The 14157-nt window shown below is 32.5% G+C and carries 7 protein-coding genes; 4 read left to right on the forward strand and 3 right to left on the reverse strand.

Annotated features, from left to right (window positions below; all coding sequences use genetic code 11):
• Positions 1–93: 93 nt before the first annotated feature.
• The 4 genes from PW52_RS05040 (at position 94) to PW52_RS05055 (ending at position 8512) form a co-directional block, all read left to right on the forward strand.
• On the forward strand, positions 94–4782 hold the full coding sequence (locus PW52_RS05040) for a glycoside hydrolase family 2 protein (protein ID WP_165586759.1): 4689 nt from the start codon (positions 94–96) through the stop codon (positions 4780–4782).
• A gap of 86 nt (positions 4783–4868) precedes the next feature.
• Positions 4869–6398 (forward strand): sulfatase family protein, encoded by a 1530-nt coding sequence (locus PW52_RS05045; RefSeq protein WP_044631851.1) that lies wholly within the window; start codon positions 4869–4871, stop codon positions 6396–6398.
• A 346-nt stretch (positions 6399–6744) separates the two neighbouring features.
• Positions 6745–6930 (forward strand): hypothetical protein, encoded by a 186-nt coding sequence (locus tag PW52_RS05050; protein WP_044631852.1) that lies wholly within the window; start codon positions 6745–6747, stop codon positions 6928–6930.
• A gap of 148 nt (positions 6931–7078) precedes the next feature.
• A complete protein-coding gene (locus PW52_RS05055) occupies positions 7079–8512 on the forward strand; it encodes a sulfatase family protein (RefSeq protein ID WP_240475149.1) in 1434 nt (477 codons plus the stop codon).
• Positions 8513–8636: 124 nt separating this feature from the next.
• On the opposite strand, the gene PW52_RS05060 is transcribed toward PW52_RS05055, so the two are convergent.
• From PW52_RS05060 to PW52_RS05070, 3 genes are all read right to left on the reverse strand, one after another.
• Entirely contained in the window at positions 8637–10829 is a 2193-nt protein-coding gene (locus PW52_RS05060; RefSeq protein ID WP_044631854.1) for a T9SS type A sorting domain-containing protein, read from the reverse strand.
• A 236-nt stretch (positions 10830–11065) separates the two neighbouring features.
• On the reverse strand, positions 11066–11407 hold the full coding sequence (locus tag PW52_RS05065) for a hypothetical protein (RefSeq protein ID WP_131453975.1): 342 nt from the start codon (positions 11405–11407) through the stop codon (positions 11066–11068).
• Positions 11408–11863: 456 nt separating this feature from the next.
• Positions 11864–14071, reverse strand: a complete 2208-nt coding sequence (locus PW52_RS05070) for a galactose-binding domain-containing protein (protein WP_044631856.1) — start codon at positions 14069–14071, stop codon at positions 11864–11866.
• Positions 14072–14157: the final 86 nt, after the last annotated feature.

Genomic DNA, 14157 nt, shown 5'->3' on the forward strand with positions numbered 1-14157 from the left:
AACAAAATGATTAATTCGAGCAATGGTATCACCATTATCATAATGATTTTTGTTGAAAATTAATAAACTTTGAATATGAGAAAAATAATCCTATTGCTTATCATTTTTATACAAGCATCTATAGATGTTACAGCAAATGTTTCAACCGAAGATAATAACCCAATACGTAAAGAAATTAATCTTAACGGATTGTGGGAAATAAAGGTAGGAAATAGTAAAAATTTCGTAGACATTCAAGTCCCCTCATCTTATGCCGGTCAGAATTTATTATGGGGTAAAGAGCACTGGGATGTATGGGGGTATCCAACAAATTGGAAAAATAAAGAAGCTGTCTATAAACGTTCCATTTCAATACCTAAAGATACCAAAGGACAACAAATTCTTTTACGTTTTGAAGGCGTTAGACATACTGGTAGAATTGAAATAAATGGAAAAGAGGTTGGGAAATGGGAAGATTCTTATATCCCATTTGAATTTGACATCACTGACTATGTTGATTATGGTAATGAAAACGAATTGTTGGTTTTCGTTGATAATAAAAACACTAGTGGGTTGTTTGAAGATTACAACTTCAACAGAAGAGGTATATATCGTGATGTAACGTTAAAGTTTGTTCCAAAGACTCGAGTAGTAAGTTCTGAAGTATATATACAAACTTCAGTTTCAAAAAATACATTAACATATGAGGTTCCTTTATTGAATAACAGCAAAAAGAAACAAGACATTAAACTACGTTTTAAAGTTCAAAATTCTGAAGGAAAAATTGTAAAAACATGGGATTATAAAGAGAATATTTCTCTTTTACCTTCTGAAATGAAAAAAATTACAACTTCAGAAATATGGAATGAAGCACATCTTTGGTCCATAGATGACCCTTATTTGCATTTTATAACTACAGAAGTGTTAAATAAAAAAGGAAAACTTATAGATAGTCATCAATTAAGATTTGGATTTCGTGAAATTACTTGGAAAAAGCACCATTTATACTTAAATGGGAATGAGGTGTTTTTAAGAGGGCATGGAGGACATTCATTTGGAGATCTCCAAGGAGGAAAAGAATATACTAGAGCATGGCTTACACAGCTAAAAGATCAAGGTGTAGAAGCTATGCGACTTCATAATATGCCTCGTCATCTAGAAATTTACGATGCTGCAGATGAAATGGGGTTTTTGTTAATTTCTGAGGCTGCTCACCATTTTAGATTGCCTTCTAAAGAGAAAGGTTTGTCACACATGGAGGCCTTAATTAAGTGGTTAAGAAATCGTCCTTCAATTATGATGTGGAGTGTTGCTAACGAATTGCATTGGAGGAATTTTGAAGAACCAGTTTATTTAATTGAGTTAAGTCGCAAATTAGATCCTACGAGACCTGCATTTAATAGTGATTTTTCAAAATGGAGTAGACATGGTGATGTGATTTCACATCATTACGCTCCAGAAAAAATTTGGACAGATTGGGAAGAATTTGGTCCGGAAAAAGTAATGATTTGGGACGAAATAGGTAGCGTATGGCAACATGATAGACCTCTAAAAACAGGTCCTGCTGGAATTGAAATAAGTTCTCAAGATGTTGCAACAGGTATCTGGAGAGATGGTTGGGAAATGATGCGAAATGACATCGAAGTTTTTGCAGATGGAAAAATGATAAATAATGCACTTTATAGGGTAAATGCTTTTTTTCCTTGGGAATTAAGTTATAACTTTTTTCGCTTTCAACCAATCAATAATTTTCAAAGATTTTACCCTAAATATGAACAAAAAGAAGGTGTGTCTGGTATTCAACCGTTGTTTATAAATCCAGGTGCAACGCCTATAAATATTTGGGATCCAACATTGCCTAAATATATTGCAAACCCTGCATTTTATTGTTTTAATGAATATTTAGCTCGTGTGCGTTTTCCAGATGATTCAAAACACAGAACTTTTTTCTCGGAAGAAACGATTACATTCGATGGTCGACTATTTTTTGAAGACCATCGTCCTGCAGACAAAGTAGAATTTAGAGTAGAAACTCCTGAAGGTAAAGTGTTAACGTCTTCTTCTAAAGATATTTCATTAAAAGCGGGTGAATATAAAAAAGAGTTTCATTCTCAATGGACACTTCCTAAAGTAGATGATGTTACAGAAGTAAGATTGGTAAGACAATTTTCAAATAAAGGTAATATAGGATATAGAAAAATTACTGAAGCTAAAATATTCCCTAATATTAAAGCAATTGATTTAATATCAAAAAAAGTTGCCGTGATTGGTAAAGCACTGCAAGAAATCCTTGGTGGTTCTGGCGTGCCTATTTCAACTGCAAATATCATTGTTTCAGAATCTTATGACGCTTCTTGGGACAAATATATTGCTAAAGGTACACGTGTATTAATTCAATCTACCCAAGAAAAGTTAAATTCTCAAAATAAGATAGGTCAGGCCGTGATTACTATTAGAGGCAAATCGAAACATTTTACAGGTAGTGTTAAAAATTTAAAACTTGCAAAGCGTCAAACCATGAATTTTGGTGCACAAGAAAAAGTGAAATCAATTATGAATGGTAAGAGTTTAACCATTGAGAATCCAGCTCCTGGAACATGGTTGACTTTTGGTTTTCCTGGACTGATAGATTTTTCGCAAACCTCAAAAATCCAATTGGATTATGGTTTGTGGGAAAACCCTAGAAAAGATGGATATCAAAAGCAATGGACAAATAATGGAGGTGCTCCATTTTACGAGAAAAAGTTTAAAATCTTAGTTTCTGATACTTCGGGAGAATGGTTTGTTAGTGATGGAGATAACGGAACCTTAGCTATGGAAAGAAAAGACCCATTTGCTTTTAATGATTTACTTAAACTAGATTGTTCAACCTTTTCTTGGAAACCAGTAAAATTTGAAAACGGAAAAATTGTAGAGAATAACAATGAAGTAAAAATAAACTTAACAGGAATAGTTGCTGTTGGTATTTTATTTACAGAAACCAACCCTAAAAGTAGAGTACAAATAAAATCTTTAGATATTAGAGGTGGTTCATTACCTAATGCTTACGTACAGCCAGGTAGTAACAAACACCTACTATTAGAAAATTTAGGGCAAGAAGACTTTTCTTTTTGGAGAGGTGGTAGTTCATTACAATCTATACCTTTCCCAGAATCTTTAAATACAAGAAGAATCTTATTTGGAAATAAAGATGGATCAAAAGCCGCACTTCAAGAAACTTTTATTGGAAAAGGTGTTCTTTTAGAAAGTGCTTTGAATATTCAAAATAATAAGGAACCTATGGCTGGATTTCTTTTAAATAGAATGTTAAATTATTTAGATGGCTATAAGCCCAGTAAAGATTTAGGAAAGGTTCATCTAATAGGTAATGGATTTTTGAGTAATTGGTTGAAAAAAATGGATATTGATGAAGTATCTAATATCTCTAAAACCTCAAAAACAGACATCATTGTTGTAGAAGCAAATGATGCAATAGAATTATCAAAAAACAAAAAAGACTTAAGTAAACATCTTAAATCTGGTGGAACTATTTTATTTTCACAAGTAAGCCCAGAGTCAATTGAGTTAATCCGTGAAATTACAGGTAGATCTTTACAATTAACAGAGCCTTATTTTGAACAACGTTTTAAATGTATTAAAGCTCCTGTTTCTTGGCAAAGAATTGGAACACCAAAAGAGTATGTTGATTATTATGAAGGTGTATTGGTTCCTTATCCATTTGAGCCAAATTTAAATCCTCTTCTATCTGGTATTGCAAATATTGATTTAGATTGGAACTCAAAAGAAATGTTTAAATACGGTATTGAAATAAAAGATATGAACCCGGTTTATGCGGTTGAAGATCATCAGATTTTAATAAGTAACTGGCATATTGGATCTGAACCTACCAACCATTTATATGGTGAACAACTTAATGGAGTTCGTGATTTACGTCAAAACAGTTGGTTTGTAAATAGAGACCCTGTTGTAATGGAGTTAAAAGCAAAAGGTGGTCGTGTATTAATATCTCAATTAGATTTAAAAGCTGGTGGAGAAAAATCACATCGTATTTTACAAACATTAATGACAAATTTAGGCGTTTCTTTTAACGGAGCTTTACCAATATCTACTGATAAGGTATATGATCTTTCTTTACAGAAAGCTCAAATTGAGCGTTTTAAAGTTTATGACAAGCAGATAGCATCTGTAAAAAGAGAATATTATGGAATACCTAAGGTTATGCCAGATTATCTTGAGGGCACAAAAATAGCACCAAATTCATCAGGTGTAGAGTTACCAACATTGCTATTTGTTGGTGATCCAGTAACGCTTAGTTTGAATTACGCTACAATGCAAACGCTTGAGGGTGTTGTAAAAACATTAGGTCCTATTAATTTAGATAATAGTAAGAATGCCGCTAAAACTATTTCTGAGAATATAGGTAAAAATAAAATTGACAGAGTTGTGTTTTCTATCGGAGAAAATAATTTGGATTCAAATATTACAGATCAAGAGTTTTTTAAATACTTAGAGGATGTTTGGAAAATTTTAAACAAAAAATCAAATAAAATTTATTGGACTCCTATTCCATCAGAATTTGGTAAAAATAAAAAGAAAGCTCTTGTTGCAAAAAGACTCAATGCTATTGCAGAAAAGTACTTTGAAGAAAAAAAAGAGGTATATGTTATTCCTTTTGTATATAAAGACGTTAGTAGTTTACCTGCTGGATATTTATCTGGGAAAACAAAAGAATTCTCTACAAAAGAAGCACGTATACTTGCTAAAAGATTGGCAAATGCCATAATCTCTTTTGGGGCACAGTAAGTAATAAAGTATATAACAATAAATTGAAACAAATTATGTTAAAAAATAATTCGCTGATTATAATAATCATATTACAATGCATCTTTATGCAAAGTAATGTGTATTCCCAAGATAAAAAACCTAATATCATCTATATTTTAGCGGATGATTTAGGTATTGGTGATTTGACAATTTATAATGAAAATGGTAAAATCCCTACGCCACATTTGGATAAAATGGGAACTGAAGGTATGAGATTTACAGATGCACATACCACTTCTTCTATTTGTACTCCTTCACGTTATAGTATCTTAACGGGTAGATATAGCTGGAGAACTCCTTTAAAAGAGTTTATCGTTTTGGGAAATGCTCCTACATTAATTAGAAAAGATCGATTAACGGTGGCTAAATTGTTGCAAGAAAACGGTTATCAAACAGCAAATATTGGTAAATGGCACCTTGGTTTAAATTGGTCTATGAAAAACAATAGTCCAGAATTTGATCATATAACAGATAGGAGGGGAGATAGATTGGACTTCAATCAAATAGACTATAGCAAACCTTTAAAATTCGGAATTTTAGATTTAGGATTTGATTATTCTTACGCTATTTCCACTTCTTTAAATATGCCTCCTTATGTATATTTAGAGAATGATAAAGCCACCCAAATACCCACAAAAATAACAGAAAGAAGCAGAAAAGAGTTTCCATTTACTGCCTGGATGAAAGGAGCTATCGCGGATAATTTTAAACACGACCAGGTTTTGCCCACTTTTGTAAACAAGGCAGTTTCTTATATTAAAGAAAAGGCAAATGATGAAAAACCCTTTTTTCTTTATTTGCCATTACCAGCCCCACATAGTCCAGTATTGCCAATAGCTCCTTGGAAAGGGAAAAGCGATATCAACGAATATGCAGATTTTGTGATGATGGTAGATGATTTGATGGGAGATATTTTTAAAACACTTAAGTGTCAAGGAATAGAGGAAAACACGATGATTGTATTTACGAGTGATAATGGATGTGCAGCATCAACAGCTAATATTGGTGTGTTAAAAAAGAAAAATCATAATCCTAGTTATATTTATAGTGGCTCTAAAGGTAGTTATTTAGAAGGAGGACATAGAGTTCCTTTTTTAGTAAAATGGCCTGGAAAAGTACAGCCTAATTCAGTTTGTAATACAACTATTTGTACTACTGATTTTATGGCTACTGTTGCGGATCTAGTAAACTATCAATTAAAAGATAACGAAGCTGAGGACAGTTATAGTATGATGCCTTTATTAACACAAAAAGGAACCTATAATAGAAAAGCTACTGTACATCATGATAAATTTGGAATTTTTGCTATTAGAAAAGGAGATTGGAAACTAATTGTTTCGCCAAACTCAGGAATTACACCTGGAGGAAAACCACATAAACTTAAAACCCCACTTCCAGAATATATATTATACAATTTAAAAACAGATGTAAAAGAAAGAAATAATATAGCAAAGCAACACCCTGATAAAGTTAAGGAGTTAAAAGAATTGTTAGCTCAAATAATAAAAGATGGTAGAAGTACTCCAGGTAAAGTTCAGCAAAATGATTCTATAAGGCATGCTTGGCCTCAGGCGGAATTTGTGAATCTTAAATAAGTAATAAAATTAATCATTACATAAATAGTGTCTGTTTCCGACTAGACACGAAATAACTGATTTGAATGCGTAAAATCAGTTAAATTAAAAGAATACAGCTATGTTTTAGTTAGCTTTTCTTATTCAAAACTATAAGGTTTTGCAAAGATATCTCACAACACTTCAATTGACAAATAATTGTTTAATCTAGCAATTTAATGGTCGAAATAAGAAAGTCTATTTGAAGTAGTTCGGTTATTTTTGAAGTTGTAATACTATTCTAACATAGAATAAACTATAAATATATTCATAAAGGTACATTGCAAAATCTAAAAGTAAATAAAAAATAGAAAAAGGAGAAGTCCTTTTGTCAGTTCCCAAAACAGATATTAAAGAACAACATGATATAGCAGATAAATATACAGATAAAGTTAAGGAATTGAAAGATTTATTAATTAGACAAATAAAAGAAGAACTAAGTACCCAAGGAAAAACACAACAAAACGATATTATTAGTTCACCATGGTCACAAGCTCAATTTGCATTTCAATAAGGCAAGTTATAGAAAACTTGAAAATGTCCGTTTCAAAAGAATTAATAAACCATCTTCAAAACAAGTAAAACTAAAAAAGCAAACACATTAAAATCACCTTATATAATTAACAATTTCAATTATGAGAAAATTTATGCTTTTAATTTTTATGAGTTCAGTTTTATTAAATAATTGTAGTCAAAGCAAACAAAAACAAAATAATAAAAAGCCTAATGTAGTACTTATATTAATAGATGATGAAGGCTATGGTGATATAGGTTGTTATGGAGCAACAGGTTTTCAAACCCCAAATTTAGATCATATAGCAAGTCAAGGCATGAGGTTTACTAATTATTACGCAGCTCAACCTGTATGTAGTGCTTCACGAGCTGGACTTTTAACAGGTTGCTATCCTAATAGAATTGGGTTAACTGGAGCTCTATTTCCAAGAGATACTATTGGAATGAATACATCTGAATTAACCATAGCCGAAATGTTTAAAGACCAAAATTACGCTACAGCTTGCTTTGGAAAATGGCATTTAGGATGGCAAAAAGAGTTTCTACCATTACAACATGGTTTTGATGAGTTTGTAGGTTTACCCTACTCAAATGATATGTGGCCATATGATAATGTTACAGGTGAAAAATTGCCAAAAGGCAGGGGTAGAGGGAGTTATCCCGAGCTACCTTTGATAGTAGGAAATGGAATTTCTGAAACAATTTCTAGCTTGAAAGATCAAGATAAACTAACAACTCTATATACCGAAAAGGCCGTTGATTTTATTAACAGAAATAAAGATAACCCTTTCTTTTTGTATGTGCCGCATACCATGGGGCATGTTCCTCTTGGCGTATCTGAAAAGTTTAGAGGAAAAAGCAAACATGGGTTATACGGTGATGTTATGATGGAAATAGATTGGTCTGTAGGTGAAATAAACAAAGCATTAAAGCAAAACAATCTAGAAGATAATACAATTTTTATTTTTACTTCTGATAACGGTCCTTGGCTGAGCTATGGTAATCATGCAGGTTCTACAGGGGGATTAAGAGAAGGGAAATTTACAAGTTGGGAAGGAGGACAACGTGTTCCATTCATAATTCGTTGGCCAGGAAATAGTCCTGAAGGAACTGTTTGTAATAAGTTAGCGTCTGCAATTGATCTGCTACCCACATTGACCTCAATAACAAATGGTAAACTATCTAATAATAAAATAGATGGTGTTGATATTACGTCACTTTGGAAAGGCGACTTTGAAGCTAGCCCACGTGAAACCATTCTTTATTATTTTGGAAAAAATCATCTAAATGGTGTGCGAAAAGGGAATTGGAAATTGGTTTTACCACATACCTATGGATCTGCTAACATAAAACCAAGAAATGATGGTTATCGTGCAAGAAAAGTAAAAATGACTATAGACCAACCTGAACTTTACAATATGATGAGAGACCCTGGAGAACGTATTAATGTAATTGAATCCTACCCAGAAAAAGTACTTGAACTAATGGAGGTTGTAGAACAATACAGAAAAGAACTAGGTGATTTAAATGTTGGAATTGCAAAAGGAAGTGAAAACAGAAAAATAGGAAAAATAGAAGGATAAATTTATTATCTAGTCGTTTGTTATAAAGGCAGTTTTTTTGTTGTAAGTCCAAAGTTTTTATGCTCTATAGATATGATATAGTGTATATCTATAGAACATAAAAATTTAGATTTCAGTATAATAATTATTCTTTTATTAATTTTACTACTGTAATTTGATTTGCAGTTTTTACAGTAGCAAAATACAAACCAGAGGTTAGGTCGCTTATGTCAAAATTAGTTTGGTTTTTGAATGATTTAATTAATTTTCCTGAAATGTTAAAAACTTCCAACATTTCAAATTTTTCATTAAAATCTCCTCCTATAACAAAACTATCTTTTACTGGGTTTGGAATAACTATGTAAGATGTATCGTTTTTAACAAAAGAATTATTTGATAATTCTTCTTGGTTTGTATAATGAAAATTATAAAATCTTGCAGCAGTTACAATTGTTGCACTACCATGGTCTAAATCGTTAACTTCTATGGAAACTTTAGTAGGTGTATTACTAAAATCTACAGTATTTGTGAAATCAAGACGGTATTGATCATATACACCTCCAGAATTTACCAATATGTCTGTATTCGTATTTACTACATTATATACTTGTGGAGTCAAACCCTCTACAGTAACGGTAACTGTAGCTTGAGTTCCGGCGACAGTTCTAAAATCAAATGCTATATTCCCTGTTTTGTTCCCTGAATCAGTTTGTACATAAAATTCTAATTTACCACTAATATTATTTAAAACGGTATTAGTTCCTCTTAGTTGTGTATATGTTTCATTAGAAGAAAATACACCTAGCAAACCTGATACAATATTAGGTTCTAGTGCTTCATTTATAGCAAATGTTTGCTCTCCTCCACCTGAAGTAACTATAACTTGAGCAGTTATTGCATTAAGTTCTTCTACAACTGTTAAAGTTCTAGTAACATCTACCGCTGCATCATACACAGAATTACCAGCTTGTGTGTGGGTTATTGTTGTTGTTCCAATACCTACAATATGAATTTGATTGTTTACGATTGTAGCTACTGATGTATCTGAACTAGTAGTTGTAACTGGTAATCCAGAACTCGCTAAAGCTCCTGTTGGCATGTCCGAGTCACCAAGTTCTTTGTCTGGAAGTTGATCAGCAAAGATAAGTTGATAACGATTATTTGTTGATTCACCAACTAATATTGCCCCTTCGGGTCTTGAATAGGGAACGTAATCAGGCATGGGGGACATTCTTAATCTTGAATCTATTGCCTTCATTATATCCATTTCCTCTGGCGTAATTTTACCATCGGTTTGCGTATTTCCCCAAGTTATGGCACAGTTACCATCTGTTAACGTACGTACAAATCTGTAGGCTTGCTCTATTTCAAACAACAAAGGGTAACTACTATTAGTCCATCTTTGTCTCATCGGCATCCAAGCATGCTTTACAAGATCTGTATCAGGATTAAAATAAGTAGTTTGAGCAATTATTTCTGGAAATGTAAATTCTTCATAAGCCCAAGAGTTAGGTGGTGCACCTTGTGCTAATGGTGTTGGGTGACCAGAAGTAAACTCTAAGTAAGGAGAGAACGTGTTAAATGTTTTTATTCTGTAATTTGTTGGATCTGTATCGTTTGGTCCATCTACATCAACTTGCATAACAGTTCCATCCGGGTATTCAAAATAATCATCAAAGTCTGTTACATTTTCCTCAACACCATTACCGGTAATAAGCAAAGTAGGGTCTACATCTTTTAACATAGCTATAAAATTTACAATGCCTCCAGGACAACTACCTGTATGATCTAGCCAATACCCATCTGCCAAACCTTTAAACCGTTCTGCAAAACCTCTAGCTAGATTTCTCCACGCTGCTCCCTCATCTCCGCCAAACGTGCTATTATAGTAGTTTGCCCATGCTGCTTCATAAGTAGCATTGTCGGGTGTACCTCCACGTGCAGATGGACCATCGGTAGCTATATAAAGAATGACTTTTTTCCCTCCGTTTTTTAATACGTTGATAACGTCTAAAATAATTTGTTCATTTTCAAGTGATGGAACAAAATCTTGATGAATTTCGTTTGCAATATCCACATTAGCATTAGTTCTTAAGGTAAAGTGATAGCCATGTGCAGGGTGTGTAAAATTAGTGATTACATGGCCAGCAGAAGGTAGTTCATTTACAATTTCTTGTGCACCTGCAACCCAGTCATCATCATCAGCATTACTATCCAATTTAGAACCGCCACTAACAATTAGACGAACCCCCCAAGAACCCTCAAGAGATTCTTGAGCATTAGCTTTAATACCCAAAAAAGCCAAAGCAAAAAGCGTACTAAGTAATATTTTTTTCATTTTCAATAAATAATTTTGGATGAACAATAAACTAAAAACAATTGATCAAAATCAATCATTATTCTCTGTATTTCATCTTTTAATAATCATTTTTATTTCAATAATTTTTAACAAATCACTTACAAGGGTTTAATAAGTAATTAACTCTCTATCTCTAAATTTGTCATTTTATATTTTAAGCTAAAAAAGCATTAACAATAATTTATTAATGCTTTTTTAACTAATAAAACAACTTTTTATTTATTTTTCATTGCACCTAATATTTCTCTAGCTCTTGTTTTACCAAAAGCTTCAAACATCGATTTATTTAACTTTTGGTTATTTTCATTTATTTTTTCTCTAAACATTTCAGGATCATCTGCTTTATATTTTTCAACAATTTCAAAATGTTTAAACAGTTGTTCTTTTTTCAAGGTAACAAAGGTCTTTTTCTCTTCTTCTTTTAAGGTTATTGTTCTCTCTATTTTTTCTATAGCTTGCTGTGTAATTCTTTCCGCGCGTCGATCGTTATTAGATTGTGCCATAGTAGTAATGTTAACTAATAATCCCAATACTAAAGTGAATAAAATTTTCTTCATTTTTTAATTTTTTTTAATTTTTAATTAGTTTTTCAGATCTTGTTTTCTTTCAACTTTGTCCATAAATATTTAATAACATAAAGTTTTGAAAACATTTCTATCTCTAACTTCAAAATTATTAAAACTTTGGTTTTACTTATTTCTGTAATCGATCAATTAATTGCTAGTTTCTTTCATTTATTCCTATTTACTGTTTGTTGTAAGCTTTAATAGATATAATAAATTGCTAATAAGTCAAACATTCGGTTTTTATTTTATTGAAGTACAAAAAAAGCAGCAATATAAATTCACTACCTTTAATTTATTAAAGCTATATTGCTAGTAGGTAAGTACATTACAACTTTAACTGAATTTCCAGATAAATCAAATTTGAAATATTTCTTTTTAGTTTTTCTGAGTGATAACTAGATTACGATTGAGGCTTTTTTTATAGGATGATTCATTTGTTACTTCTGGCTATAACTTTATTAAACGCCCAATAGCTGTTTTTCCTCCAAAATCTATTGTTTTAGCAATGTAAATTCCGGCTACTAAACCATCAATAATATACTCGTTTTCGGGCTTATTAAAAATCTTTACTAATTTCCCTGAAATGTTATAAATATTAATACTTTGAATATTGTTTTTGTTTAGTTTAAATGAAGTTTTTACAGGATTAGGAAACAATTCAATGTTATTTTCTGGATATGTAGCCGATAGGTTTAATGCCTCAAAAACCTGAACTTCTGCTAAAGATAATGGTAAGCCAGTTTTATTAATTATCTTTATCGTTTTACCTATAGCACTATTTGCGTCTATGGAAATCAAAGGGTCGGGATAGGTGTCAAATGTTTGAGAAAAGGTTAATTCTCCATTCGCATCATAAACCAACACGGTAAAATTTGAAAGACGCTCTAAGCAACAACTATCTGTTCTGCCAAAAACGTTAATGAGTCCAATAGGATATTCTGCATCTAGTTCTACCTGCCAATATGTTTCAGCATCTGAGCCAGTATGTGTTACAGATGCCCCTGAAAACGCACCGTTTGGATTTCCATCTATAGCTCTAGAAGCATCGCCACTGTGTAGGGTGGAAGATTGTGTTGCCACTCCATCTAAGGCAAGATTAGGTAAAATTTCTGAGGTTTGAACCCATAATTGGTTGAGATATTGATCTGTTAGAACAACTTTGGTATTGTCCAAAATCAAGTCATCAAGAAGTGAGAAAGCGGAGTTGCCAGACATATTTTTGTCATAGGCATATCCTAAAAGCCTAACATGTTCGATATCACTTTCATGAATTTTATATACAAACCTATTTTGATAGGTTTCATATTCAGGGTCCCCGACATTATATGGATTTACCAAAGGTTCGGTAGTGACATTGTAATAAGGATCTGGTGAAATGTATTCTTTTCCTGTTACCGTATTTTTCATAAGAAATATAGGAACCATATCTTTGGTGAAACTTGTATTTAAATAGATTGTTTGTGAGAGTCCTTCATTGGAATCTGCAACTGAAATTATTGTTTTAGGCGTTTCGGCGGCATTAGGTTCTATAAAGCCATAATCGCTATACGGAGCTAGTAGATTTGCTTTTTCTTGAACAAAATCTCTTGTTCCGTTTATATAATACGTTCTGTAATAAAATGTATCTCCACGCTTTATGTCTATTTGTGAAATAACGGTAAATAAAGTATAATCTCGCGGATTTGTATCTCCACCAACTTGTCCAAGTCTAAAAAAAACATTTCTTAAACCATGTTCCGCTAATTCAGCGGTTTTAACTTCGTTTCCAAATATCATTCCCATTGAGGCTGCAGTACTGTTAATCGTATCTTCAGACCATATAACAAACCCACCGGTTTCATCAATATCTCTGGTGTCGACTGTAGTACCTGTATTTCCTTCTGAAATTTCAATACTTCCATCTGGTAGCCCTACAAATTTACTACGTAAATTGGAAGCACGAACACCTCCCCAAGGCGCATTGATGTGAACCATGGTTTCATCTCCAAAATTTTTAATGAAGTAGGTGACTTCTAAAACACCTTCTCCAATTTCTCTATATTTTGTTGTGTATAAAATTTCTGATTTGTACAGAGAAGGAATATGTGCTTGTGCCCCCCAATTGGTAACAGAATAGGATTTTTCAGTAGTATCATAATAAGAAGCCATTAAAGGACTATACCAGGTTTTTTCAATACCATCGTTGTTATAGGCCCCAGCTCCATGAATAAAATAAAAGGCAGATGTAAAATCTCTGTTATTTAAGCCAGAAACAGAAACAGGTTGCCAAACCTCATCATTCCAAGTGGAATGTTCTTTAGACTGAGGAGGGATGCCTTCGCCATAAGCACTTTTAAAGGAGTAAATTTGTCCCCCTTGACCTATTCTAAGTTCCCATGAGTTTTCTGATGTAGTTGCTTCATGCTGTAATTTGGCTAAATAAACATGTTCTTCATCAGTTGCTGTAGGGTCAAGCCAATAACTTCCAGAAGGTGAGTAGTTGGTTGTAAAACTTGTGGTGCCACTTTGTGCTAATATGCCACTATAATCAATAGATGGTATAAATTTAAAAAAGGCCTCATCTAAAGCGTTTTCTGGATTTACTCCAATTACATTTTGTGCAATGAGTGTGCTGGAGAGCATTAGGAATATGGCATTTAGTGTTCCTTTTTTCATTGTATTTATTGATTAAAGATTTTGTAAATATGCTATTCAAAGAGCTGTTTTTGTTATCCTGATGTTCTAGTCTCACCACTAAGCCT

Source organism: Neotamlana sedimentorum, from assembly GCF_000943565.1.
Lineage (GTDB): Bacteria > Bacteroidota > Bacteroidia > Flavobacteriales > Flavobacteriaceae > Neotamlana > Neotamlana sedimentorum.